Here is a 24759-nt window from a genome sequence, read left to right as displayed (position 1 = left end):
CTGGATTGCTTCGCTGCGCTCGCAATAACGGTGGGGGCGCAACTGCGCCCTGAACCCAGCTCTCGTGCCCCGGACGCGGTGCGGCGCGAAGCGCCGCTCCGCAGAGCCGGGGCCCATGCTGCAGCGGAGTGCGTGGCCTCCTGGGTCCCGGCTCTGCGCAGCAGCGTTGCACGCTGCAGCGCGTCCGGGACACGAGAGAAAGCACGCCGCAACCCCATACTCCGTCATTGCGAGCGCAGCGAAGAGCCGCGGGCGCAATCACGCGCACCGGCCCCGTAGGGTGGGCAAAGGCGCGTAGCGCCGTGCCCACGATCTCTTGGATGTCGCGATAGAGATGGTGGGCACGCTTGCGCTTTGCCCACCCTACGAGATCTCACTTCGCCGCGGCTGCCCCACGCTCCAAAAACCGCAGCACATCATCATTGAACTGCCCGGGATCCTGCAGGAACGAGAAATGGCTGACCTCCGGCTGGATCAGCAAACCCGCGTCCGGAATGTTCGCGGCCATGAACTCGGTGTTCTCGCGCTTGATCGCCTCATCATGGTCGCCGTCCACGATCCAGGTCGGCACCTTGATCGCCGCAAGGTCTGAAGCCGTCCATTTCGGCTGGCTCTCCCACATCTTGGTGATCTCCTCGACGAAGCTCTTGTACGCCGTTGGCGTCGGCGAGAGGCGTTTGTATTCCTCTCCGGCCCTGGCGATGTACGCATTGAAGACCTCGCTCGATGCGATGTCGGCAACGCCCGAGGGATCCGAGTTCGCCGCGAAGGCGAACAGCCTGCTCACCCGCTCCGGGTGCTTCATCGCGATGTCGAGCCCGATGATCGCGCCGTCGCTCCAGCCGACGATCGCCGTCTTCTTGATCCCTAAATGGTCGAGCAGCCCGATGACGTCCGAGGCCATCAGATCGTAGCCATACGGTTCCTGGTTGCGCGTGCTGCGCCCGTGTCCGCGGCTCTCCATGACGATGACCTGATAATGCCGCTGCAGCGCGCGGACCTGGTGGCCCCAGTAATTGGCGTTGGCGAGGCCGCCGTGCAGCAGCAGCACGGGCTCGCCGCGGCCGAACATTGCGTACCAGACCTTGATGCCGTTGACGGGTGCGAGGCCGCTCTGCGCGGCCTTGGGCAAGGTCGGCGTCGGCGGCAGGTTCAGCCATCGCGGCGCCGCATGGGCTGCGTTGACCGAGACCACGACGAGAAGCGCGGCGAAGAGATTGCGAAACATCATGTGCGTCTTCCTGTTCGGTCGCCGGATACTAGCGCATTGCGCCGCCATTGCGTCACCTCTCGAGACAGTGTCGCACCGAGACGTGAAGATGACAGAGCCTGCCGCGCGGCGGCGACGCAATCATGCGCGCGTGTTCCGCAAACACACGGCTCTTTCTGCATTTGAACGGTGAGATCGCGCCGGGCCGCAAGTCGCGCTTGTCCCGCGCGCCATGTCGATCCACTTCCCTCGCACCGGCCGCACGATGCACCGGCCATGATGGAGTTCGACCATGACTGGATTCAAGACTTTCGCCGCCGTGATTGTGTTGTCGGCCCTGACCGCAGGCTCCGCTTTCGCTCAATCCGGCTTTGCCAGCAGTCATCCGGGTACGTACGAGGCGGAAAATCCCGATCGCAATTTGAATGGCACGCTGACGCCGGCCGGCCGGCTCGGCCTCGAGCTGCCGGACGGTGCCGCGGGCGTGCAAGGCGTGGGCAACGTTGTGGCCCGCGCGGACGGCGCGATGTCGCGGTCCTGCGCCGCGCGCTATCGTTCCTTCGATCCGGCAACCGGCACCTATCTGGGCTTCGACGGCAACCGCCATCCCTGCAGGTAAAGCTCACCGGTGCAAGCCGGTCGTCCGAGCGGACAGGTTGGGCAAGGGCGCCCTCGCGCCGGGCCCGCCATCCCTCGGAAGTCGCGACAGGCCGTGGTGGGCACGCTTTCGCAGGCCCACCCGGTTCGATAGTGATTGGAGTCCGTGCCGATGTCATGGCATGCTCTTCCCAAATAAAGGTGCGGCGTGACCGCGCCGGACAAAAGGGGAGGGGAAGCCGATGCGCTTTGCGAGGGCATTGGACGCGCTTTGCGCCATATCGTTCCTGTCGATCACCGTCCCCTCTCACGCCGCCGAGCTGCGCGGCGTCACCGCCACCGAAATCAGGATCGGCCAGACCATGCCCTATAGCGGGCCGGTGTCGGCCTTCGGCGCGCTCGGCAAGGGCGAGGTCGGCTATTTCAGGATGCTGAACGAGAAGGGCGGCATCAACGGCCGCAAGGTCAATCTGATCTCGCTCGACGACAGCTACGCGCCGCCGAAATCGGTCGAGCAGACGCGCAGGCTGGTCGAGAGCGACGAGGTCGCGCTGATCTTCTCCTCGATCGGCACCGCCCACAACACGGCGATCGCGAAATATCTGCAATCGAAGAACGTGCCCCAGCTCTTCATCGGCTCCGGCGCGTCGAAGTTCGCCGACATCACGCAGTATCCGCAGGCAACGATGGGCGTGCAGGCGCCGTTCCGCTACGAGGCGCGGCTCTATGCGCGCTACGCGCTGGCGAAGAACCCGAACGCGAAGTTCGCCGTCATCTCGCAGAACGACGATTACGGCCGCGACTATCTCGCCGGCCTCAAGGACGTGCTCGGCGAGAAATACGATTCGGTGGTCACCAATGCCACCTACGAGATCCAGGACCCGACCATCGATTCCCAGATCGTGAAGTTGAAGGCGTCGGGCGCCGACGTGTTCGTGATCGCGGCGACGCCGAAATTCGCAGCGCAGGCGATCCGCAAATCCTTCGAGATCGGCTGGCGACCGATGACGTTCCTCTCCAACGTCGCGGTTTGGATCTCGACCGTGATGGAGCCCGCGGGCCTGGAGGCCGGCACCGGCATTCTCTCCACCGCTTACGTCAAGGATCCCGACGATCCCGCCTGGAAGGACGATGCGGGAGTGAAAGGCTGGCGCGAGTTCATGACAAAGTACGTGCCCGAAGCCGACCAGCACGACACCAACTACGTCAACGCCTATAACAGCGCGATGGCACTCGAGGCGGTGCTGAAGGCCTGCGGCGACGACCTGTCGACCGAGAACATCCTGAAGCAGGCATTTGCGATCCGCGATCTCGAACTGCCGATGCTGCTGCCCGGCATCAAGGTCAACACTGGCACGACCGACCATGTCCCGATCGACCAGATGCAGTTCATGCGCTTCAACGGCAAGAGCTGGGAGCGTTTTGGCGAGCTGCAGACGGGGAATTGACGATCGGGTGGGCGCGGCTCGACTAACAAAGGTTAGTTGGCGCCGAGTCGGCGACGTTGGTCGTATTGACGGTGCGAATGTCGGCCGACTAAGCCTGTTCGCAAGCAATCAAGAATCCCTTCCGTCTGTTGAAATACCCGCATGCACCGAACAGGCCCTGGAGCGAATGGCTCCGGCAAACTCTTTGCGCCCGTCGTTCTGGCCGTCCTCCTCGCGACAGGATTGATCCGCTACGCTATCGATCATTCGGGCACCCCGGTCAGCGAGGCTGCGCGAGCCTCGGCTTCAACCGGATCCGAGCAAGCCAAACAGAGCGCCTCGGCGAATGATAGTTCGCCGGCAACTCCGACCGCTCCCTCGGCGTCGAGCACGGAGCCCTCGCCGCCGGCCGAAGGAATTGAGAAGCAGGCCTCGGCTGCAGCGCCTCTTCGCGTCACCGCGATCCGGGTCGAGCAGGGCCTGTTCACGGACGTTCGCGTGCGCGACAACGTCCTCTGCGCCGCGGATTATCCGTTCCTGGGAATTGCAGAGGTCGGCGGCGAATTTGTTGCCCTGAACGGCATTGCCCGGCAATGGGCCAGCGACAACTACCTCTCGGTCTACCGCGGCAACACATGGCTTGCAGTGAGGGATCGCGGGGTCGATCCCCTCAACCTTGGCTATTCAGAAGCCAGCAAATTGATCCAGGCCGCTAACGATCTGTGCCCGAGGTCCTCGGCGGACATCCTGGGAGACGCCGCGAAAAGAATGAAGGAGGGCCAGGCGAGGCTCGTTCAGCTCGGCCCGACATTCGGACTTGGTACGGTCAGCCGGCCACGGCTTGCCGATGAGTCCAGGAAAAAGCCGGACGATGACGCGATCGAGGTGGTCGCCTGGCATCTGACGCAGGGATTGGGGCGCGAAGGGCAGGTCGGTCAGAAAATTCGAACGGCAGGAGGAACGGCCTGCTTTCGATTCAACGAGGATGAGTACCGATGCGTGAAGTTCGATCGTACGCACGGGCGCACCGCGATCCTGGCGGCTGCGGACATCGACGGGCCAGAAAAGCAGATCGTCGACCAGCATTGCTTTACGCTGGCGCGCAGCCTCAATGACCGGCGTTGCGATTTCAACGTCACGATGGTCGTGAGGGACCGGGGGATGGATCACCTGGAGCGCACGTTCTTCTATTCCAGCGACAGGATGAAGTTGACGCCCTGGTCGAAATACTGACGCGCTTCGCCTGAAGCTGCGCCCTACTTCGGCGCCGCCGCCGCGCTATCCGCATCATCCCGCACGTGGACCACGGCGATCTTGTCCGTATAGATCCGCTTCCAGCCCTTGAGATGATCGAGGATCTGCGGGCCGGGGGAGTCGGCGACCAGCAGCGTCGCGTCGATCTTGTGCTCGTCGAGCAAGGCGGGGAGCAGCGCGGGCTTCTGGCCTTCGGTCGCCTTGAAGAAGTCCATCACGAACTTCTCGCCATAGAGCTCGGCGCGGCCGTCGACGAAGACCGGGATGTCGCGCGCGATCAGATAGCCGCCGAACTTGTATGAGTTGAAGATGCGCTTTGCCCCGCGCTTCTCGAGCAGGTCGGTCGCCGCGACCGGCGTCTGGTCCATCGTGAAGGTGAAGCGGTGATGCGACATGTAGATCGAGGTCGAGGTCCAGCCTGCCGCCATGATCATCAACGCGCCAATTGCAGTCACGTAGCGGGCGGGCCAGCTCTCACCGGTTTGCGTGTCGGCTTGCCGCAGGGGCGATTTTTCGCCGAGCGGCTTGGCCAGCACCAGCGGCACCAGGAAGGCGAAAGCCTCGATGCTCCTGACATGGCTCAGCGCCATCCAGGTCAGCAGCAGGATCAGCAGGATGCGCGGCGGCGACAGCGTCAGGCCGCGATAGAGCCCGATCGCGATCAGGCCGAGCAGCGCGCCTTCGAACGCGGTGAAGGAGGCGAAGTTCGCCGGCGACCATTCGGAGATGACGGTCAAGAGCTCGCCGAGATTGAGGATGTTGGTCGCGCCCAGCAGCGTGCGCCAGCCATAGGGCGTGAGGCAGCTTGCGGCCAGCGCGGCGACGCCGAACAGGAACCAGCGCAGCAGCAGGCGAACCTGCTTGCCGGACTCGAGGCCCCAGAGCGCGACGAACGACATCGGGCCGATCAGCGCGAGGCCGAGCACGAAGCCGCCATGCAGGCTCGCCCACAAAGACATCAGCGGCAGCCAGTACCATGACGGCGTGCCCCTGCGATCGGCTGCAGCCATCAGCATGCCCACCCATGCGATCATGACAGGCAGCGCCAGCATGTGCGGCCGCGCCAGGATGTGATGCAGCGACAGCACGATTGCAAGCATCGCGAACAGCACCGAGCGCGGCATTTCCAGATGCGCGTCGAGCAGGCGGACGAGGATCGCCGCCGACAGCGCGACTCCGAGCGCGGTGAGGATGACCGGACCGGCCCAGCCCCATTGCGTATGGGAGAGCGCGAACGCGACCTGCGACAGCCACGAGGTCGAAAGCCAGGGAGCTCCAGGCCGGGTGAAGGAATAGAAGTCGGTGTAGGGAAGGGCCTGGTGATCGATCACCCATTGCCCGATCTTGATCTGCCAGAACGAGTCGGAGTCCTGAAGCAGCGTGTCGCCGACGAAGAGGAAGAAGAGATAGGCGCCTGCACCGACGCAGAGCGGCACCAGCGTGCGCGCGCGGCCCTGCACCGCGATGCTGTTGGCAAAGGAAAGGGACATGCCGCCTCGTCGTCCTCGGTGTTCTCATCGGGTGGGCCCGAGCGGGCGGCATTTGACCACGGCCGACATAACTTCGGGTAAACCGGCTGCACGAGCGGCTTGATGTCCCGACAATTTAACTGATTGTTTTCAATTCCAGTTTACCATCGGCGAATACACGCAAACCGCTCTTTGTTTACGCAGTCGAATTAACTGCGGCGAAATTCTTTGTCTCTAGGTTCGGTTCCATGGTCGGGCGGCGCTGGGAAGCCGAAGAGACCAGACCACTTGTAGCCTTGTGTACTTTTTTGGGAGCACTCTATGAAGAACCTCGTTGCGCGTTTCGTGAAGGATGAATCCGGCGCCACCGCCATCGAATACGGCCTGATCGCTGCCGGCATCGCGCTGGCGATCATCACCGTCGTCAACAACCTCGGCAGCACGCTGAACACCAAGTTCGGCTCGATCTCGTCCAGCCTCAAGTAAGCTCGGACGACCTTGGAATTCTAAGAGCCTCGTCTTCGACGGGGCTCTTTTCTTTTGGGTGACCCGTCACCCTGAGGTGCGCGTCCTGCGGCGCGACGGCGCCGCAGGGCAAGCCTCGAAGAGCGACGGCCCGGCTGCATCCCGGCCGTTCATCCTGCGAGGCTCCCGGCGCGATGCTTTTGCATCCCGCCACTCGCACCTCGGGATGGCGGAACGGGAGATTTGCTGCTGCCTCGCCGATCGCGGTCCCGTAGGGTGGGCAAAGCGCAGCGTGCCCACCACTCGCGGATGATAGGGCATGTCGTACCCACAACGTCATTGCGAGCGCAGCGAAGCAATCCAGACTGTATCCGCGGAGGGATTCCGGATTGCTTCGCTGCGCTCGCAATGACGAGGAAACGTCAGCGTCCGCACCAGTTCTATCGTGATTGCAAGGTGTGGGGGCACGGCGCTATGCGCCTTTGCCCACTCTACGACAGCGTGCCTGCGACGACGAGCGCGGCACTATTCCGCGAGGCTGGGCTGCCAGACCGGCGGCAGTGCGGGTGCAGCGGTCGCCGGCGCGGTGCGGCCGAGGCGTTCGACACAAAACTTCGTCGCCCAGATCGAGGCTGCGGCGAGCGCGATGCCGCCGGCGACGTCGATGAGATAATGCGCGCCGATCGCCGGCGTCGCCGCGATCATCAGCACGTTCAATGCGGCGGCGATGCCGCCGATGCCGCGCACCGGCCACAGCGCCCACATGTAGAGCACGGCGGAGGCGGCGTGAAAGCTCGGAAACGAGACGATGCCGGAAAGGAAGAACAGCCGGAGCTCACGCAGGCTGCCGTCACGCAGCGCAAGGATGTCACGCAACTGGCCGGCATAGACCGCGGTGTTGATCTCGGGGAAATGCGCCGCCGGCAATTGCAGCCCGTAATAGGTGCCGATCGCAGGCACCAATGCGGAGACCGCGATGGTGACGGCGAGCGCGAGGCTCATCGCGAGCATGAAGACCTGCAGCCGCACGTAGCGTGCCGTCAGCGTCAGGACGACGGGAACGCCGAGCAGTGGCCATTTGATCAGTCCGTAGCTGCGCGCCAGGAGGTCTGCGAGCCAGGGATGGTCGTTGATGTAGCGCGCGATCGGTTCGGGATCGAGGCCGAGCGCGCGGTCAATCGCCAGCAGTGCCTCGTCCTGGAGCGGCCAGTTCAGCTTGCCCGCGACATAACTCAGCGGTCCGACGATGGCGCAGGTGAGGATGACCTGTCCGATCGTGCCGAGCGAGAATACCAGCTTCGGATCGGCTTGGTCGCCCTTGGCGAGCTGGTGGCGATAGGCCGTTGCGACGAGGAGCGCAGCGATCGCCAGCGTGATGCCGTAGGCGACAGGCTCGAGGCTGAGACCGGTTGCGGGAAGCCCGAACGCCAGCACGCTACCCATGGCCACGATGGGGAGCCAGTTCAGCTGGAAGAGCCGCCAGGCGGTTTGGGCGTCTGAATCGCGCATGCTGCACCGAGGTGGGATCGCGGTCGGCGCCACAGTCGCGGACCTGCTTTAAGATCGCGGTAACAATTGTGGTTAGCGGTCTATCAACCGGCTCCGGCAGTTCGCGCATTTGTCGCCTGCGGCTTTGCCGTGACGCTTTACGCAAATCCATCTTGTCATCCCCCCTGAATAGTTGTTCAGTCCTTGCGGGGCGATTTGCAGCTTTAAAGTGACGAAGCGTTCGGCCGCAGGGCGTGCGGACGACGTGGGTGGGACAGGAAGCGCGCCATGGTTTATCGGCGGACGCATCAAGTGGTTAAGCGCCTTGCGGCCAGGCGCAGTGCGATATTGGCGGCGGCGCGGGAGGCTGCGGCGGAAGGCGGGATGGCGGCGGTGCAGATCGCTCCGGTTGCGGTCCGGGCTAATGTCGCGGCCGGCACGGTTTACCGCTACTTCCCCTCCAAGGCCGAGCTGATCTCCGAATTGATCGCCGAGGTTTCGCGGGACGAGCTCGCGGCGATCCGGCGGGCGGCCGATGCCGCGCCGGGGCCGTCCTCGGCGCTGGCTGCGGCGGTAACGACCGTGGCGGTCCATACCCTGTCGCAGCGCAGGCTGGCCTGGGGCATCCTGGCCGAGCCCGTCGATGTCGATGTCAGCGCCTCCAGGCTGGCCAGCCGCCGCGAGATCGCCGGCGAGATCGCCAGCCGGATCGACGCCGCCGTGCGTGCCGGCCATCTGCCGGCACAGGACACCGCGCTCGCCGCCACTGCGCTGCTCGGCGCGCTGCACGAGGCCCTCGTCGGCCCGCTTGCGCCCGACAATCTCGAAGATCCCGTCAAGATGCGCGATGCGGTGCAGACGGTGACGCTGCTGGCGCTGCGTGCCGTCGGCGTCATGGACGCCCGCGCCCGCGGCCTCGTGGTGCAGCAGACGCTGCTCCCGACCACCAAGGCGCTGGTTGGAGCCTGAACAAGCGGGACGCGACCGGAGCGGGATCTGATCCCGCTCAGGTCATTGTCCGGGCGCGCCTATTTGCAGAAACCGCGCAAATCAACCGGATAGCCCCGGCTACTGTGCATGGGGTTGTTTTCGACGTTTTGCTTTGCCCGCTCTTCGCGGGCCTACATGTTGGCGTCGCCCTCGGGGCCGACCGAGGCGATGCGCACCATGTTGGTGGTGCCGGGAATGCCGAGCGGCACGCCGGCGACGATGATGACGCGCTGGCCAGCACGGACAAAACCGTCGCGGAATGCGATCTGGCCGGCGCGGCTGACCATGTCGTCCTGGTCGCGCGCATCTTCCGCCACCACGCAATGCACGCCCCAGACCACCGCGAGCCGGCGGCCGGCCTGAATGTTGGGCGTGATCGCCACGACCGGCGGCTTCGGCCGCTCGCGCGCCACGCGCACCGCGGTCGAGCCCGAACTGGTCCAGCAGATCAAGGCGGGCAAGTCGAGCGTCTCGGCGATCTGCCGCGCGGCGTCCGCGATGGCATCGCCTGCGGTCGCTTCCGGCGCCGGGCGCTGGGCCGTGATCACCGAGCGGTAAGTCGGGTCGCGCTCGACCTCCTCGCCGATGCGGTTCATGGTCGAGACCGCCTCGACCGGGAATTTGCCGGCCGCCGATTCCGCCGACAGCATGATGGCGTCGGCGCCTTCATAGACGGCGGTGGCGACGTCGGAGACTTCAGCGCGGGTCGGCACCGGCGACTGGATCATCGATTCCAGCATCTGGGTCGCGATCACGACCGGCTTGCCGGCGCGGCGCGCCATGCGCGTCATCTGCTTCTGCAGGCTCGGCACGCGCTCCAGCGGCAGCTCGACGCCGAGGTCGCCGCGCGCCACCATCAACGCGTCGGAGGCCTCGATGATGTCGGCGAGGCGGTCGATCGCCTGCGGCTTCTCGATCTTGGCCATCACGGAGGCGCGGCCGCGGATCATCTTCTTGGCCTCGAGCACGTCGTCGGCGCGCTGCACGAAGGACAGCGCGATCCAGTCGACGCCGGTGACCAGCGCGGCCTCGAGGTCGGCGCGGTCCTTCGGTGTCATCGCCGAGACCGGAAGGTCGGTGTCGGGCAGGCTGACGCCCTTGCGGTCGCTCATCTTGCCGCCGACCACCACACGCGTCACCGCGTGCTCCTTGGAGGTCTCCTCGGCGATCAGGCGGACCTTGCCGTCGTCGAGCAGCAGCGCGTGGCCGGGCCTCAGCGCCGCCAGGATCTCCGGATGCGGGAGATGGACGCGCGTGGCATCGCCCGGCGCCTTGTCGGAATCGAGGGTGAAGATCTGGCCGTTCTGGAGCTGCACAGAACCTTCGGCGAAGGCACCGAGCCGGAGCTTGGGGCCCTGGAGGTCGACCAGGATGCCGATCGGCCGGCCGTAGCTCGATTCGACATTGCGGATCGTCGCCACCAGCTCCCGCATCTTGTCATGCGGAGTGTGGCTCATGTTGATGCGGAACACATCGGCGCCGGCCTCGAACAGGCGGCGGATCATCGCGAGGTCTGAGGAGGCAGGTCCGAGGGTCGCGAGAATCTTGATACGGCGAAGACGCCTCATGGCTTATTTCCAGGCGGGGGTGGCAGGCCGGGCGAGCCCGGGGGGGTAGCACCGGGCGGGCCATTGGGCAAACCCGGAACGCCGCCCGGGCCAACTGGTCCGGGCAGGCCAGGCACGCGTTGCTGCGCCGGCTGTTCGTTGGCGTCGGTGAGCTGCACCGTCCAGGCCCGCTGCTCGCCGGTGTCGACCTCGAAATAGCCGGTCCGGTCATAGCCGCGCGCGAGGCAATCCTCGGTGCCGCGGATGGTGAATTCCTTGTCGCGCGAGCACATGAAGGCCTGGCCCGACCATTCGCCGCCACGGTCATAGTCGATGGCGTAGATGTAGTAGTAGCGGGCGACCAGCGTGCCCCGCAGCAGCGTCTCGCAGGAGCGGGACGAGATGTTCCACCAGCCCTCGGTGGTCCAGCCCTCGGCGTCCTTGTAACCCAGCGCGATGCCGACCCGGCTCGACGTGTTGTTGCAGAGCCGGAAATCGGCGGAGGCCGGGCTGCTCCAGAGGCACAGCAGGGCGACCGCCAGCACCGGGACCAACCGGGCGAGCAGGCGAAGGGGGAGGCGGGGAGATTCGGCAATCATTGTCGCGGAACGTATACCAGATCATTGACGATTTGGCGTAGGGCCCGGGGGAACTGCCCGAGGCCGGGGTTTAAGGTCCGTTTGCGCCGCGATATGGCAAAATCTGTGACAGGACCCCACCTGATCCCGTAAGGGTGACCGCCATCGCGGCCGGAGCTTTGAGGAATTCAGTCATGGCAATCGACGACAAAACCAGAACGGAGCTCGAGGCAGCCGCTTTCCGGCGCCTGGTCGACCATCTGAAGACGCGGACGGACGTCCAGAACATCGACCTGATGAATCTGGCCGGCTTCTGCCGCAACTGCCTGTCCAACTGGCTCAAGGACGCCGCGGACGCCCAGGGCGTCGCTCTGAGCAAGGACGAGAGCCGAGAGGCCGTCTACGGCATGCCCTACGAGACCTGGAAGGCGAAGTACCAGGGCACGGCCACGCCCGAGCAGCTCGAGGCGATGAAGAAGGTCCATCCCCACGGGCATTGAACGGGCCCGGACGCATCGCCTGAGTCGCACCACACAACAGCTTTCTTCGCCTCGCCGCAGGAAGATGTGGGCGCGCTGTGGACGAGCGCGATGCTTGCTTGAACGCCGGGGGTCCGAACCCTAAGGGTCTACCAGCACGCGCGGTGGATGCCGGCGTCACCTCGTTTTGCCAGTTCCATTGGGAGTACCAAGATGGCCACCTCCGCCGCCGTCCGCGACGACGAGCCCGCGACGAAATTTGCCAAGGACCAGCTCAAATCCATCATCGAGCGCATCGAGCGGCTGGAGGAAGAGAAGAAGGCGATCTCCGACGACATCCGTGACGTCTATGCCGAGAGCAAGGGCAACGGCTACGACGTCAAGGCGCTGCGCACCATCGTGCGCCTGCGCAAGCAGGATCCCAACGAGCGCGCCGAGGCCGAGACCATCCTCGAGACCTACATGCAGGCGCTGGGGATGCTCTGAGGCTTTCGCCTCAAGCACCGTTGCCGTAGCCCGGATGGAGCGCCAGCGAAATCCGGGTCTCATGCCCAGCATGAAGCATCCTGGACTGCGCGGAGTCCGCGCGGTCCGCAACGACCGATCTCCATCTCAACCGCCGCGTCCGCGTTTTGAGTCGCGCCGGGCCTGCGCCCGCTTGTTGGCTTGCGAGACGCGCCCGATTTTTTCCGGTGGAATCTTGTAAGCCCGGCGAGGGTTCGGGATGGACCGCATGCCGTCATGTGACGTCGGGGACGTCTGCGGCCGCGCAAACTGGCGGGCCCGACGGAGCGCCAACGCCCGTCGCGCCGCTTCGCCGAGCTCTCGTCGCGCTTCAAACTTCCGGATGCGTCTCAGCTCGTTCTTGATGCGCTTGATGGCGCCAGCGAAGACCGACTGCCGGCGGCTTGCGTGCTCGGCCGTTCCGGAGAAGCTCTTGCCGCGCGGATCGGCCGTGCCCTTGGTCTCGCGGCGTCGATGCCGCGACAATGTACGCTCCTTGTCGCGCAGATCCCGAAGGCGGTCGCGAAGGCGCTCGAGTCCATCGCGCTCCATCTCGCCAACCACCGGATGGTGCGTGCTCAAGATGACCTCGCGCTCGTCATGGTTCAGAAGGCTGAGCTCGGACTTGCATGGAACCGACATCGTGCGCCCCCTCTTCGCGTTGAGCGAGTTTTCTGCGAGGCCTGCAGCAGGCCCGTGGCGTCCCTTCCGGGGTTCTCGCATCAACACTGCGCCGCTGTTGCGTGCGGCGATACCGGGTTATTACCCGTTGCTCGCAGGGGAAATCCCTTCCGGGACGCCGTGATCACAGGCTGATGCCGCCCCGGATTGCGCTGCGCTCCTTGCGGGCTACAAATGACGCGTGTTTCGTCTGTGAACGGAGACGCCAGTGATTGCGCCGAGGTTGCCGCGCGAGGTGAACCGCGCCTTCGACGCTCTTCCGGCGCCGATCGGCAAGCGGCTGCTTCAGGTGCGAGAGCTGATCTTCGCCACCGCTGCGGCGCATGACGGTGTCGGCAATCTCACGGAGACACTGAAATGGGGCGAGCCCGCTTATCTCACGGACGAGACCGGCAGCGGCTCCACGATCCGGCTCGGCCGCCTCAAGGACTCCGACCAGGCCGCCATTCTCTTCAACTGCAAGACGACGCTGGTCGACACCTTTCGCGAGCGCTTTCCCGATCGGTTCGAATATCGGCAGACGCGGGCGTTGCTGTTGCCGGTGGCGGGCAAGCTGCCGGAGCGCGAGCTGGCGGTCTGCCTGTCGCTGGCGCTGACCTATCATCTGGATCGGCGGGGGAAGAAGGCGCGGTAGCAGGCTTGTAGCCCGGATGAGCGAAGCGATATCCGGGATATCTTCGCGCCTGCAGCTTTCCCGGATGTCGCTTCGCTCATCCGGGCTACGAGACCGAGTTCCGGGAAAGTGGATGCCCTAGCGCAGCGCGGCCGTGCGCATCACGAACGACGTCGTCTCCAGCTTCGCCGTCGCGCTACCCGAGAAACTGTCGCAGGACAGGCCCTTCGTCGGATCGTCGGTGAAGCTCATCGCGATCACGGCCTGCGGCTTCACGAAATAGCCGCGCAGCGCCGCCGTATCGAGCTCGCCCATCAGCGTGACCGACATCGCGCGGCTGGCGCTCGGCGACAGCATCACGATCTTGAGCCAGATGCTCTCGCCCTTGGCCGCGGACAGCCGGGTCGCGGTCGCGACCATGCCGTCGATGCTCTTGCCGACCACGCTGTTGATTTCGGTAGCCTGCGCGACGTTACGGGAGCCGGAGCGGGCAGAGCGCGGGATCGGCGCGGAGGCGGCGACCACATTGGCGCGTTCGACCGGGGAGGCGGCCGGCGCGTAGGCGAGCGCCTGAAGCGTTGCGTTGGACACGCTCGCGGTTGCCTGCGGATCGGTGGCGGAGGCAAGCGCCTGGCGGGCCTTGAGCGCTGCGACCTGCGCGGGCGTGGCCTGCTGCGGCGTGGCCGGGGTGTCCCAGAAGCCGCGGGCATTGATGATGTCGGCCGGCGTCTCCGGCTTGCCGTCCGAAGATTTGGCGTCGGCGGGCTTCTCAGCCACGGGTGCCGGCTTCGCCTTGGGCGGCGCAACGAGCTGCACATCGGCCGAGGCGAGCTGGAGTGTGGCTGCGACCTGCGGCTTGGCGCGCGGCGTCGGCACCGGATCTGCCGGCTTGGCTGCGGCGGCGACCACGGTCGGTGCGGCCGGCTTCGCGCTCGGGGCAGGCGCGCCCTCGTCATCCTCGTCGCTGCTGGCGGCCGGCGCCGGCTTGCCCTTGAACAGGGCGGCGAAGAAGTTCGGCTTGCTGGCGGAATCGTCGCCATTGCCGCGGCGCTCGATCTCGGCCTTGGCGAGCTCATAGCCCTTCAGCGGCGTGCCGTCGGTCGGCAGATGCACCGTCTTGCCGTCCGGGAAGACGCGGGCGAGCTGGTCATGCGTCATGCGCGGCCAGTGCCGGATGCTGCCGGTATCCAGGTGAACGAAGGGCGAGCCGGAGGTCGGATAGAAGCCGACGCCGCCGCGCTGCAGGCGCAGGCCGGCGAAGCGGATCTGCTCCAGCGGCACGCCCGGAATGTAGAAGTCCATCGCATGTCCCAGCATGTGCTGGCTGAAGCGCGCCACGCCCGAGGAGCGGCGGCGGAGCATGGCGTTGGTGGCGGGGGAGCGGAACGAGGAGATGATCTGGATCGGCTGCTTGCCGTCGACGTCGCGATAGACTTCCCAGAGGATGTCGAAGAGGCGACGGTCCATGACCGTCTCGTCCTGGCTGCGCCAGTCGCGCAGGAAGTGGTTGAGCTGCTTCAGCGCGGCTTCGTCGTAGCGGCCATCGCGCTTGAAGGTGACGGTGAGGTCTTCGCCGGAATGGGTGTGGTGGAAGGAGAGGGTCTTGGTCTCGTTCAGTGCGGCGGCGTTATGGACCGAGCCCGCGGCAGCAAGCAGCAGCGCGCCGGCGAGGCCGATCCGGGATCCGGCCTTCACGCCCGCATGGGACAACGACAGCACAGCAAGTTGGCGTGCGAGACCAGTCAGCACGTATGAGCCCACCCAGTCGACGAGCGTTCAAAATGGACTCTCCCGCCAACCCCGTAGCAGCGCGAAAGAGGATGAACGCTTTCTTAAAGCGAGAAGGTTAATTCGAGGTTGACCTTCCCGCCCCCAAACCAAGTCAGAATACAAACCTAAACGGTTGACTGTGGCAAAAAAACGCCCGCTGCCCAAGAGCAGGTGGGAGAATGGTTAACGCTAAACGGCCCCATCCTGGGAATGGGGCCGCTGATTTCATTGTGGAATTTCAGGAAATGAGGTGCCGGACGGGCCTCAGCGGGTAAACACCCGCTGCTGCGGCCGGCGACCGACCGGAGCCGGCGGCGGGGTCGGAGCTCCCCCACCGAACAGCCGCTCGAAGAAGTTCGGACCCGACGAGCCAAAGCCGCCGCCATTGTTGGCCACCGCCACGCCCGAGGGCAGGGTGGTCGCCGGGCGCGAATAGCTCGGCTGGGAGTGGGCGACGACGTTCTCGAGATCCTTGCCGCGGCCGTTCTTCAGGATGTTGAGCATGGTCGCGTCGCGGCCGTAGACGTCCTTGCGGATTTGCAGCTTGCCGGCGTCGTCCACGAAGGCGGTCTGGTAGGTGATGTTGACCGGGATCGGGGTGGGGAATTTCAGGTCGATCTCGCTCTTGCCGTACATGCTGCGCACGCGCTCGGGCGTGTACTTGTCGTTCGGCATCGCGATATTGAGCAGCACGCTCGCGTACTGATCCGGATACTGCACGCGCATGCAGCCATGGCTGAAGGCGCGGTCGTCCCTGGCGAACAGGTTCTTGTCCGGCGTGTCGTGCTGATAGACCAGGAACTTGTTCGGGAAGTTGAAGCGGATGCGGCCGAGTGCGTTGGCTTCACCGGGCGGCTGCGAGATGTGCACCGAGCCGTCGCGGTTCTGCTCGAGCTTGAGCCCCATGCGCTGGAGCACGGTCGGGTCCTGCTGCAGCGCCGGCAGATATTCGTTGTAGACGATCGACGGCGGCACGTTCCAGGTCGGGTTGACCGTGATGTACTTCATCGTCTCGGTGAGCAGCGGGGTCGCGTGCTGCCCTGGCTTGCCGGTGACGACGCGGGTGGTCCAGACCTGCTGGCCCCGCTGCATCACCTTCAGCGTATAGTCGGGAATGTTGAGGATGACATAGGCATCGCCCAGCGCGGGGACGCCGAGGTCGCGCGGCAGCCAGCGCCAGCGCTCCATGTTCACCAGCACGGTGTCGATCTGCTTGTCGCGCTTGGGCGTGTTGAGCGCCTTGACCGTCTTGTCGTCGAGGATGCCGGTCGGCTTCATCTCGGCGCTGTTCTGGAATTTGCGGACGGCTTCGGCAACCGTGGCATCGTAGCGGGTGTCGCTGGCGTTCTCGGCGAGGCCGAGCTTGGCGCGCAGCTGCGGCACGCGCGGATCGTCCACGACGATCTCCGCCTGCTTCTTGCCGGCGGGGGTGTATTTCAGCGCCGGGCCGTCGGCGATCTCGATCACCGGGCCGCTGCCCTGGCCGCGGAGCTCGGCGAGCTTCGCCTTCAGCTCCTTGTAGAGCTTGTGCGGCGGGTTGTAGCTGTCGAGGGCGGCGGAGGCGTCCGTTGCGGTCGTGACCTTGGTCAGCACCTCGCTCGGGTCGACCGGATGTTCGGGATAGAGGATGTCGCCGGAGACCTGCGACCAGTGCATGCGGCCGCTCTGCGCCTGGCGCGCATAGTCGAACATGCTGGCGGTGAGCTTCAGCTCGGCATCGGCGAGCGCATCGGGCGTCGTAGCGGCGGCGAAATCCGGCACCGGATAGTCGGCCGGATTGAGGCCGTCGGAGGCGGCATCCTTGAGCCGGGCGATCACGCCCTTGGCCGCAGCGGTCAGGCTGCCGGCTTGCGTCCACACCGGCGCGAAGTCGCGCGCGCCGTAAAACTTCTCGATCGCGGCACGCTCGTTCTTGCGGTCGAAATGACGCGAGGTCTTGGCGCCGATCAGGTCCTTGAGCTTGTCCGCGACCGGCTGGTCGGCGGCGGGAACGTTGCTGGCGGCCTTGACCGGCTCGGCGGCCGGAGCCGCTGCAGTGGCGGGTGCCGCGGGAGCGGCCGGCGTAGTGGTCGCGGCATCGGCCTTTGCAGGCTCCGACTTGGCAGGCTCGGTCTTTTCCGGCTCCGTCTTTGCGGTCTCGTTCTTCGGTGCTTCAGGCGCGGGCGTCGTGGCGACGTCGGACGGCTTGGTCTCGACCTTGTCGGGCGCCGGGGCCGCTTCGGCCTTCACGGGCGCGGATTCCTTGGCGGGGTCCTGCACCGTGGCGGTGGTGTCGGTCTTGATGTCGGACGCGGTCGGGGGCGGGACGTTGGCAGGCTCGGGGCGCGGAATAGCGGCTTCGATCGCGAGCTCGGCGGCGCTGCTGCGCGCCTGATCCTGCGCCAGGGCCGAGCCGGCCGACACCGTGAGGAAGGTCGCCGCGACCGTCATCAAGACGCGGTCAAAGCCTGCACGGTGGTTCAAACAGTCACGCATTGTGTCGCACCCCTCGGGTGAACCGTTCCTCGTGGAACAGCTTCGTTATCGTCTATGGAGTTTTCGGCTAAACGGCGCCGGCCCCTCGAAAGTTGCACGCCTGCACGCAACGATTCATACGCAGACGATATACAGGCCCCGATTTCGCAGCCAGCGCTACCCGGGACAACTCACGACAAACTGACTTCAAGGGAGCCTCTTGGCAACGGATTGTGCGCTTGCAACAGGCGCTTTTCCCTCTGTCTGTCACTTCCAAGTCACGGTTCAGCTCGTCGCCGAATTTTGCCGTAATTCAACGGGTTGCGACCGCGTCTTTGCAGCACGCGAACCTCCGTTCGCATGAGGCTCAGTGCGTCTCCTCGCCGCTTTTCCCGCCATGGCCGGGAACCCCGGCTTCGTCCAGTTTGCGGTAGAGCGTGGACCGGCCGATCTTGAGGCGGCGGGCGACTTCCGACATCTGTCCGCGATAGTGCGAGATCGCGAAACGGATGATCTCGTTCTCCATCTCTTCGAGCGGCCGGACGTCGCCGGTCGGCGTCAGCATCGAGAGGCTTCCCGCCAGCGGCAGCGGCGCGATCGGTATTTCATTACCCGACACCAGGGAGGGCGCCGCGATCGGCTCCAACATCAGCGGCGCCGTCGGAATCTCCGTCATGGCATGCGGCTGCGAGGTCAGCAGAGGGAAGTCGGCAAGGCCGAGCTGGTCGCCCTCGCTCATGACCACGGCGCGATAGACCGCGTTCTCGAGCTGGCGGATGTTGCCCGGCCAGTCGAGCTGGGCGAGATGCGCCACGGCCTCGCCGCTGATGCCGGTGATGGCGCGGTTCTCCTCGGCGGCAAAGCGCGCGAGGAAGTGCCGCAGCAGATGCGGAATGTCCTCGCGGCGGGCACGCAGCGAGGGGATCGTCAGCGGCAGCACGTGCAGGCGGTAGAACAGGTCTTCGCGGAAATGGCCCTGCTTCACCCGCTCGAGCAGCTTGCGGTTGGTCGCCGAGACGATGCGGACGTCGACCTTGACCGGCTTGCGACCGCCGACGGCCTCGACCGCGCCTTCCTGCAGCGCGCGGAGCAGCTTGACCTGGGCGGTCAGCGGCAGCTCGCTGACCTCGTCCAGGAACAGCGTGCCGCCATGGGCCTCGACGAACTTGCCGGTGTGGCGCTCGGTCGCGCCGGTGAAGGCGCCCTTCTCGTGGCCGAACAGGATCGACTCCACGAGGTTGTCGGGGATCGCACCGCAATTGACGGCGACGAAGGGCTTCGCCTTGCGTTCGCCGCTGCCGTGGATGGCGCGCGCGAACATCTCCTTGCCGACGCCGGACTCGCCTTCGATCAGCACCGGGATCGAGGAGTTCGCCGCCTTCTGCGCGGCGCGCATCACCGGCTCCATCGCATCGGCGCGGGTGATGATGTCGGAGAAGGTCAGCCGGCCCTCGCGGCTGTGACGGATGCGTTGCAGTTCGCCCTTGAGCGCGGAGGTGTTGAGCGCATTGCGCAGGCAAACCTGAAGCCGCTCCATGCCGACGGGCTTGACCACGAAATCGGCCGCGCCGGCGCGCATCGCCGAGATCACATTGTCGATGCCGCCATGGGCAGTCTGCACGATGACCGGGACGGAGAGGCCCGCTTCGCGGATCTTAGCCAGCACGCCCATGCCGTCGAGACCTGGCATCACGAGATCGAGGATGACGCCATCGATGGCCGGTGCATCGGGGGCGGTAAGGGTGGCGATCGCGGCGTCGCCGGATTCGACGACAATCGTTTCATAGCCGCATTTCTGCACCATGTTCTCGACCAGCCGGCGGGCTACAGCGTCGTCGTCGGCGATCAAAATACAGGCAGCCATGGTGTTCCCCGCACGCTACTACTATCTGTCTCGAATCGGGTCACTCTGGCCGAAGCCGATTAACGCACTCTTAAACCTTGGTGCCCCAGCCCGTCGTCGCGATTGTTGAACACAGGTTTCCCACACAATGAATTCGCGCTCCAAGCCCGCTCTCAAAAAGCCCGCTCTCCGCAAGCCAGCCGCCAAGACATCTCTGGTCAAGACATCCGCCGTCAAGAAATCCGCAGCCAAGTCGGTCGCCAAGGCAAAACCCTCCGCCAAGCCTTCACTCGCAAAGCCTGCGAGCAAGACCGGCAAGCTCCCGGAGTGGAACCTCGCCGATCTCTATTCCGGGATCGATGCGCCGGAAGTGGCGCGCGATCTTGAGAAGATGGATGCCGATTGCGTCGCGTTCGAGACCGACTACAAGGGCAAGCTCGCGACAGGAACAGCAAACGAAAATGGCGGAAAATGGCTCGCGGAAGCCGTGCGACGCTATGAGGCGATCGACGATCTCGCCGGCCGCCTCGGCTCCTATGCCGGTCTCGTCCATGCCGGCGACAGCGTTGATCCCAAGATTTCAAAGTTTTACGGCGACGTGTCGGAGCGGCTGACGGCGGCTTCCACGCATCTGCTGTTCTTCGCGCTCGAGCTCAACCGTGTCGATGACGATATTTTGACCCGCGCGATGCAGGCGCCCGAACTCGCCCACTACCGACCGTGGATCGAGGATCTGCGCAAGGAGAAGCCGTACCAGCTCGACGACAAGCTCGAGCAGCTTTTCCTGGAGAAGGCGCAGACCGGCTATTCCGCCTTCAACCGGCTGTTCGACCAGACCATCTCCGGCCTGCGCTTCAAGGTCGGCGCGAAAGAGCTCGCGATCGAGCCGACCCTCAATTTGTTGCAGGACCGTGACGGCGCCAAGCGCAAGACGGCGGCGGAAGCACTGGCCAAGACGTTCAAGGCCAATGAACGCACGTTCGCGCTGATCACCAACACGCTCGCCAAGGACAAGGACATCTCCGACCGCTGGCGCGGTTTTCAGGACGTCGCGGATTCCCGCCATCTGAACAACCGCGTCGAGCGCGAGGTGGTGGATGCGCTGGTCGCCTCCGTCCGCGCCGCCTACCCAAGGCTGTCGCATCGTTACTATGCGCTGAAGGCGAAGTGGTTCGGCAAGAAGCGGCTCGCCTATTGGGACCGCAACGCGCCGCTGCCCTTCGCCGCGACCGACATGATCGGCTGGCCCGATGCACGCAACATGGTGTTGACGGCCTATCGTGGCTTCTCGCCAAAGATGGCCGACATCGCCGAGCGCTTCTTCACCGACCGCTGGATCGACGCGCCGGTGCGTCCGGGCAAGGCGCCGGGCGCCTTCTCGCATCCGACCACCCCGTCGGCGCACCCGTACGTGCTCATGAACTACCAGGGCAAGCCGCGCGACGTGATGACGCTCGCCCACGAGCTTGGCCACGGTGTGCACCAGGTGCTGGCGGCGAAGAACGGCGCGCTGATGGCCCCGACGCCGCTGACGCTGGCGGAGACCGCGAGCGTGTTCGGCGAGATGCTGACCTTCCGCCGTCTGCTGGCCCAGACCAAGAGCGCAAAGCAGCGCCAGGCGCTGCTCGCCGGCAAGGTCGAGGACATGATCAACACCGTGGTGCGGCAGATCGCGTTCTATTCGTTCGAGCGTGCGGTCCACACCGAGCGCAAGAACGGCGAGCTCACCGCGACGCGGCTCGGCGAGATCTGGCTGTCGGTGCAGGGCGAGAGCCTGGGTCCGGCGATCGAGATCAAGGCGGGCTACGAGAACTACTGGATGTACATCCCGCACTTCATCCATTCGCCGTTCTACGTCTACGCTTACGCGTTCGGCGACTGCCTCGTGAACTCGCTCTATGCCGTCTACGAGAACGCAGCCGAAGGCTTTGCCGAGCGCTATCTCGACATGCTCGCCGCCGGCGGCACCAAGCACTACTCGGAGCTGCTGCGGCCGTTCGGGCTCGATGCCAAGGATCCCAAATTCTGGGATGGCGGCCTCTCGGTCATCGCCGGGATGATCGACGAGCTGGAGGCGATGGGCTGAGCCGGTTTCCTTCCTGACCGGGTTCCCATTTTGACGGAGCTTGAAGATGCCGCGAGCAATCTCGCGGCATCTTTGCGACGGGCATCCGCACGGGCCGGCGCTGCTCGCGTCATGGCGTGGGAATTTGCTACGTCAGATTGAACGTTCGAGCGGTCCGGCAGACTAACTCAAGAGATATTGCGAACGTCATTTTCAACTATTGATTGCCGATTGATCGATTTTTGCCTGGGGAGGCACCCATGCTCGATCAAGGACCTGCCGCGCCGGTTCCGGAATCGAAGAACGCTGCCGCCGTCGATCAGGAAATTCCCTGGTGCGAGAAGCACCATCAGATCGTCCGCGACGAAATCGCCGCGATCAACACGCGCCGTGAGCCGGACCGGCGCATCGATACCGATCGCCTCGAGAGTTGCCAGTTGCTCGACGTCACCGGGCTCGCTCTGTCCGGCGGCGGCATCCGCTCGTCGGCCCTCTGCCTTGGCGTGCTCCAGGCCTTGAACCACCACAATCTGATCGGGCGGATCGACTATCTGTCGACAGTGTCGGGCGGCGGCTATATCGGCACCTCCCTCAGCGCCACCATGACGGCGGCGCGTCGATTTGTGTTCGGCGAAAGACCGCTCGGCGGAGCCGTCACGGCCGCCGAGATCAGCGACACGCCGTCGGTCGGGCATCTGCGCAATTATTCCAACTATCTGGTCCCGGCCGGGGTCCGCGATCTCCTGACTGGAATTGCCATCGTGGTGCGCGGACTGGTCGCCAATGTCGGCCTGACGTTGCCCGTCCTGCTGTTGCTGGCGGCCGTCACCGTGTGGTCGACGCCGCTGCGAAGCTGCCTGACGGATGCGAACGTCTTCGGCGTCAGCCTCAGCGACAAAAAACTGTGCGAGCTGCACAATTTCGGCAGCGTCGACCGCTATGGCTTCAGCACGTTCGGCGCGGCGATAGCCCTTTTCATGTTCGTTTGCAGCGGGCTCACTTATCTGGCGTCGCGCTCCGTCCGCGGCAGCGGACCCAGCGTCGTGCTCGCCTATATCGGCGGGATCGCGCTGTTGGTGGGCGTTGCCTGCGATTTCGCGCGGCTTCTCAAGGTGCATCATTTCGCGCTGACGCTCGCGATCGCCATCATCGGGGCCGTGCTGTTTTTCGCATGGGCGCTCAAGCAGTCGCTGGCAAGCCCGGGGAAGCGGCAGGAATTCCGCTCGCATTGGCCGAGCGTGGGCGCGACCTTCCTGGTGCTGCTGGCGGTGATCGCCTTCTTCGAGTTTCAGCCCTTCATGCTGGAGCAGATGTTCGATGTCGCCGAGAGCACCGCAATCGGCGGGCCTGCTGCCGGGGTTGCGATCGTCTGGATCAAGTCGCTGGCGGCCGCGGCTGCGCCAATCGGCATTTTCGTCACCGCATTCCGGCAGCAATTCGCGGAACTGCTGAAAGGAAACAGCGCCTCTTCGCAGTGGGGCTCGCTGGTCCTCAAGATCGTCGCCAAGGTCGCGCTCTGGATCGCGGGTCTTGCGCTGCCGCTCATCATCTGGGTGGCATACCTCTATCTGTCCTATTGGGGCATCTCCAACGACCTGTTCGAGCAGTGCTCGGTGAATCTGGGCCCGGTCGCGCAAAGGGAATGCCTGACGAACGCCAGGTCGAACGCACCCACCGGCAGCCTGGCCGGCAGGATCCAGTTCGATGCCGGCAAGGGCACCTTGTCGGCCGAGATCACGCCGAAGGCCGCGCCGCCGGTTGTGGACGAGACGCGGAAGCTGACGCCGGTCTGGCACACGCCCGAATGGCTTGAATTCCTGGCCGAGAAGGTCAGAGACGCGGTGCGGCCCCGATTTCCCGACCTGTTCCGGGGCGATGCGTCGGAACTCGCCTATGCGTACAGTCTGCCAAAGGTGATCATCTACTTGTTTGCCGGCATCGTGCTGTTTGCCATCTCGTTTTGCCTGACGCCGAATGCGAACTCGCTGCACCGGCTCTATCGCGATCGCCTGAGCAAGGCTTTCCTGTTCGATCCCACCCGTTCGGCGGACGGGGGCGTCGGGCGCGCCGAAGCCAGCCTCGATCAGGGGCGCGATTTCAAGGCGCTCGACCGCATGAAGCTGACCGACCTCTACGCGATCCCGGCCGAGGTGGCGCGAATTCCGGGGCTCGCGGCCGCGCCGAAGCTGCACGCGCCCTATCAGCTGATCAATACGGCGCTGAATATCCAGGGCTCGGACTTCGCCAACCGGCGCGGCCGCAACGCGGACTTCTTCCTGTTCTCCGCGCTGAATGTCGGCAGCGAGGCGACAGGCTACGCGCCCACGGGGCTCGTCGAGGACGACGAGCAGAGCCTCGACCTCGCGACGGCCATGGCGATTTCCGGAGCCGCGGCCTCCTCGAACATGGGCTCGAGCTCGATCAAGGCCCTGACACCGACGCTTGCGCTCCTCAACGTGCGGCTTGGCTACTGGCTGAAGAACCCGCGCTATGTCGACGAGCGGGTGCGGCCGCAGCGCCGCTCGACGCCGCTCTACTTCTGGTCCGAGATCTCGGGGCGCCTGTACGAGAACAGCGACAGCGTCTACCTCACCGACGGCGGCCATATCGAGAATCTCGGCGTCTACGAGCTGCTGCGCCGCCGCTGCAAGGTGATCATCGCGGTCGACGCGGAAGCCGACGCTCCCATGAATTTCGGCTCGCTGATGACGTTGCAGCGTTACGCCCGCATCGATCTCGGCGTGCGGATCGATCTGCCTTGGACGCCGATTCGGGAGTGCACCCGCGTGCTGATGGCGCGCAACGCGATCAAGGCGGGCGATCCCGCGGCGCTCGACGAGCAAGACGCGGCCGCCCGTGACCACGTCCACGTCTCCATCGGCACCATCGACTATGGCGGCAATGACCTCGGTTATCTCGTCTATGTCAAATCGTCGCTCAACGGCGACGAGAACGACTACATCCGGGACTATGCGCGCCGGAACGACCGCTTCCCGCACGAGACGACGGGGGATCAGTTCTTCTCGGAGGAGCAGTTCGAGGTCTACCGCGCGCTGGGATTCCACATGGCACACGGTTTCCTGTCCGGGGACACGCCGGTGACGGTCGGTCCCGGCACCGATCCGCGCGTGGCCCGGTTCACCGAGCCGGGCGAGCCCGCCATCGACGCGGTGCGCGCGGCGCTCGGCCTTCCGGTATTCCAGCGCCGCACCGCGAGCCTCGCCGCCACGATGATCGATCAGGGCTGAGCCGCGCGAGCGCCCAATTCCCGGCAATCGGAATTCCAAATGAGCCGATTTGCGGGAAAACCGCGCAACCGTGCCGT

General features: G+C 65.2%; 19 protein-coding genes. 10 read left to right on the top strand and 9 right to left on the bottom strand.

From position 1 onward, the window contains the following. Positions 1-373 precede the first annotated feature (373 nt). Positions 374-1231 (bottom strand): alpha/beta fold hydrolase, encoded by an 858-nt coding sequence (locus JQ617_RS14245; protein ID WP_212026865.1) that lies wholly within the window; start codon positions 1229-1231, stop codon positions 374-376. 271 nt (positions 1232-1502) lie between these two features. Between JQ617_RS14245 and JQ617_RS14240 the strand changes: the two genes are divergently transcribed. From JQ617_RS14240 to JQ617_RS14230, 3 genes are all read left to right on the top strand, one after another. Next, positions 1503-1829 carry a BA14K family protein gene (locus JQ617_RS14240; RefSeq protein ID WP_145668482.1) on the top strand — a complete coding sequence of 109 codons (327 nt, stop codon included), beginning with the start codon at positions 1503-1505 and terminating at the stop codon, positions 1827-1829. Positions 1830-2049: 220 nt separating this feature from the next. Beyond that, positions 2050-3255, top strand: a complete 1206-nt coding sequence (locus tag JQ617_RS14235; RefSeq protein ID WP_212026864.1) for an ABC transporter substrate-binding protein — start codon at positions 2050-2052, stop codon at positions 3253-3255. Between the two features lie 141 nt (positions 3256-3396). Further along, on the top strand, positions 3397-4467 hold the full coding sequence (locus JQ617_RS14230; RefSeq protein WP_212026863.1) for a hypothetical protein: 1071 nt from the start codon (positions 3397-3399) through the stop codon (positions 4465-4467). Between the two features lie 23 nt (positions 4468-4490). On the opposite strand, the gene JQ617_RS14225 is transcribed toward JQ617_RS14230, so the two are convergent. Next, a complete protein-coding gene (locus JQ617_RS14225) occupies positions 4491-5978 on the bottom strand; it encodes a hypothetical protein (RefSeq protein ID WP_212026862.1) in 1488 nt (495 codons plus the stop codon). Positions 5979-6278: 300 nt separating this feature from the next. Between JQ617_RS14225 and JQ617_RS14220 the strand changes: the two genes are divergently transcribed. Continuing rightward, positions 6279-6443, top strand: a complete 165-nt coding sequence (locus JQ617_RS14220; protein ID WP_018641576.1) for a Flp family type IVb pilin — start codon at positions 6279-6281, stop codon at positions 6441-6443. Between the two features lie 504 nt (positions 6444-6947). Here JQ617_RS14220 and JQ617_RS14215 read toward each other — a convergent pair. Next, entirely contained in the window at positions 6948-7931 is a 984-nt protein-coding gene (locus JQ617_RS14215; protein ID WP_212026861.1) for a phosphatase PAP2 family protein, read from the bottom strand. A 267-nt stretch (positions 7932-8198) separates the two neighbouring features. Between JQ617_RS14215 and JQ617_RS14210 the strand changes: the two genes are divergently transcribed. Next, complete coding sequence (locus JQ617_RS14210; protein ID WP_063694085.1) at positions 8199-8879, top strand: TetR/AcrR family transcriptional regulator; 681 nt, start codon at positions 8199-8201, stop codon at positions 8877-8879. A gap of 152 nt (positions 8880-9031) precedes the next feature. On the opposite strand, the gene pyk is transcribed toward JQ617_RS14210, so the two are convergent. Together pyk and JQ617_RS14200 are read right to left on the bottom strand one after the other, a co-directional pair. After that, on the bottom strand, positions 9032-10468 hold the full coding sequence (gene pyk, locus JQ617_RS14205; RefSeq protein WP_063694084.1) for a pyruvate kinase: 1437 nt from the start codon (positions 10466-10468) through the stop codon (positions 9032-9034). Beyond that, a complete protein-coding gene (locus JQ617_RS14200; RefSeq protein ID WP_063694083.1) occupies positions 10465-11046 on the bottom strand; it encodes a DUF1036 domain-containing protein in 582 nt (193 codons plus the stop codon). Before JQ617_RS14200 ends, pyk begins: the two co-directional genes overlap by 4 nt. Before the next feature lie 173 nt (positions 11047-11219). Between JQ617_RS14200 and JQ617_RS14195 the strand changes: the two genes are divergently transcribed. Continuing rightward, positions 11220-11525 carry a DUF1244 domain-containing protein gene (locus tag JQ617_RS14195; RefSeq protein ID WP_212026860.1) on the top strand — a complete coding sequence of 102 codons (306 nt, stop codon included), beginning with the start codon at positions 11220-11222 and terminating at the stop codon, positions 11523-11525. 192 nt (positions 11526-11717) lie between these two features. Then, on the top strand, positions 11718-11990 hold the full coding sequence (locus tag JQ617_RS14190) for a DUF2312 domain-containing protein (protein ID WP_018641571.1): 273 nt from the start codon (positions 11718-11720) through the stop codon (positions 11988-11990). A gap of 126 nt (positions 11991-12116) precedes the next feature. Here JQ617_RS14190 and JQ617_RS14185 read toward each other — a convergent pair whose 3' ends face one another. Beyond that, a complete protein-coding gene (locus JQ617_RS14185) occupies positions 12117-12650 on the bottom strand; it encodes a hypothetical protein (protein WP_212026859.1) in 534 nt (177 codons plus the stop codon). Positions 12651-12897: 247 nt separating this feature from the next. On the opposite strand from JQ617_RS14185, the gene JQ617_RS14180 reads away from it, so the two are divergent. Next, entirely contained in the window at positions 12898-13323 is a 426-nt protein-coding gene (locus tag JQ617_RS14180; RefSeq protein ID WP_212026858.1) for a DUF1801 domain-containing protein, read from the top strand. 117 nt (positions 13324-13440) lie between these two features. Here the strand turns inward: JQ617_RS14180 and JQ617_RS14175 are convergent, their stop codons facing one another. The 3 genes from JQ617_RS14175 to JQ617_RS14165 all read right to left on the bottom strand — a co-directional run bounded on the left by JQ617_RS14175 (position 13441) and on the right by JQ617_RS14165 (position 19390). After that, positions 13441-15051: a peptidoglycan L,D-endopeptidase MepK gene (locus JQ617_RS14175; RefSeq protein ID WP_349630612.1), complete on the bottom strand. Its 1611-nt coding sequence runs from the start codon at positions 15049-15051 to the stop codon at positions 13441-13443. A gap of 285 nt (positions 15052-15336) precedes the next feature. Further along, positions 15337-17547, bottom strand: coding sequence for a L,D-transpeptidase family protein (locus JQ617_RS14170; protein ID WP_212026856.1), 2211 nt, complete (start codon positions 17545-17547; stop codon positions 15337-15339). Positions 17548-17893: 346 nt separating this feature from the next. Then, positions 17894-19390, bottom strand: a complete 1497-nt coding sequence (locus tag JQ617_RS14165) for a sigma-54-dependent transcriptional regulator (protein WP_212026855.1) — start codon at positions 19388-19390, stop codon at positions 17894-17896. A gap of 127 nt (positions 19391-19517) precedes the next feature. Here JQ617_RS14165 and JQ617_RS14160 point away from each other — a divergent pair, with 127 nt between their 5' ends. Then, positions 19518-21455, top strand: a complete 1938-nt coding sequence (locus JQ617_RS14160) for a M3 family oligoendopeptidase (protein WP_212026854.1) — start codon at positions 19518-19520, stop codon at positions 21453-21455. Positions 21456-21694: 239 nt separating this feature from the next. Next, positions 21695-24682 (top strand): patatin-like phospholipase domain-containing protein, encoded by a 2988-nt coding sequence (locus tag JQ617_RS14155; protein WP_212026853.1) that lies wholly within the window; start codon positions 21695-21697, stop codon positions 24680-24682. Positions 24683-24759 lie beyond the last annotated feature (77 nt).

This window comes from Bradyrhizobium sp. KB893862 SZCCT0404, from assembly GCF_018130885.1.
GTDB lineage: Bacteria > Pseudomonadota > Alphaproteobacteria > Rhizobiales > Xanthobacteraceae > Bradyrhizobium > Bradyrhizobium stylosanthis.
This window is presented reverse-complemented; position numbering and strand designations above follow the sequence as displayed.

Excerpts from the sequence above, each read along its gene's own strand:
- JQ617_RS14230 (WP_212026863.1), top strand. The coding sequence starts at position 3,397 with ATGCACCGAACAGGCCCTGGAGCGAATGGCTCCGGCAAACTCTTTGCG.
- JQ617_RS14210 (WP_063694085.1), top strand. The coding sequence starts at position 8,199 with ATGGTTTATCGGCGGACGCATCAAGTGGTTAAGCGCCTTGCGGCCAGG.
- JQ617_RS14170 (WP_212026856.1), bottom strand. The coding sequence starts at position 17,547 with ATGCGTGACTGTTTGAACCACCGTGCAGGCTTTGACCGCGTCTTGATG.
- JQ617_RS14235 (WP_212026864.1), top strand. The coding sequence starts at position 2,050 with ATGCGCTTTGCGAGGGCATTGGACGCGCTTTGCGCCATATCGTTCCTG.
- JQ617_RS14155 (WP_212026853.1), top strand. The coding sequence starts at position 21,695 with ATGCTCGATCAAGGACCTGCCGCGCCGGTTCCGGAATCGAAGAACGCT.
- JQ617_RS14215 (WP_212026861.1), bottom strand. The coding sequence starts at position 7,931 with ATGCGCGATTCAGACGCCCAAACCGCCTGGCGGCTCTTCCAGCTGAAC.
- JQ617_RS14195 (WP_212026860.1), top strand. The coding sequence starts at position 11,220 with ATGGCAATCGACGACAAAACCAGAACGGAGCTCGAGGCAGCCGCTTTC.
- JQ617_RS14220 (WP_018641576.1), top strand. The coding sequence starts at position 6,279 with ATGAAGAACCTCGTTGCGCGTTTCGTGAAGGATGAATCCGGCGCCACC.
- pyk (WP_063694084.1), bottom strand. The coding sequence starts at position 10,468 with ATGAGGCGTCTTCGCCGTATCAAGATTCTCGCGACCCTCGGACCTGCC.
- JQ617_RS14185 (WP_212026859.1), bottom strand. The coding sequence starts at position 12,650 with ATGTCGGTTCCATGCAAGTCCGAGCTCAGCCTTCTGAACCATGACGAG.
- JQ617_RS14240 (WP_145668482.1), top strand. The coding sequence starts at position 1,503 with ATGACTGGATTCAAGACTTTCGCCGCCGTGATTGTGTTGTCGGCCCTG.
- JQ617_RS14225 (WP_212026862.1), bottom strand. The coding sequence starts at position 5,978 with ATGTCCCTTTCCTTTGCCAACAGCATCGCGGTGCAGGGCCGCGCGCGC.
- JQ617_RS14190 (WP_018641571.1), top strand. The coding sequence starts at position 11,718 with ATGGCCACCTCCGCCGCCGTCCGCGACGACGAGCCCGCGACGAAATTT.
- JQ617_RS14200 (WP_063694083.1), bottom strand. The coding sequence starts at position 11,046 with ATGATTGCCGAATCTCCCCGCCTCCCCCTTCGCCTGCTCGCCCGGTTG.
- JQ617_RS14160 (WP_212026854.1), top strand. The coding sequence starts at position 19,518 with ATGAATTCGCGCTCCAAGCCCGCTCTCAAAAAGCCCGCTCTCCGCAAG.
- JQ617_RS14245 (WP_212026865.1), bottom strand. The coding sequence starts at position 1,231 with ATGATGTTTCGCAATCTCTTCGCCGCGCTTCTCGTCGTGGTCTCGGTC.
- JQ617_RS14165 (WP_212026855.1), bottom strand. The coding sequence starts at position 19,390 with ATGGCTGCCTGTATTTTGATCGCCGACGACGACGCTGTAGCCCGCCGG.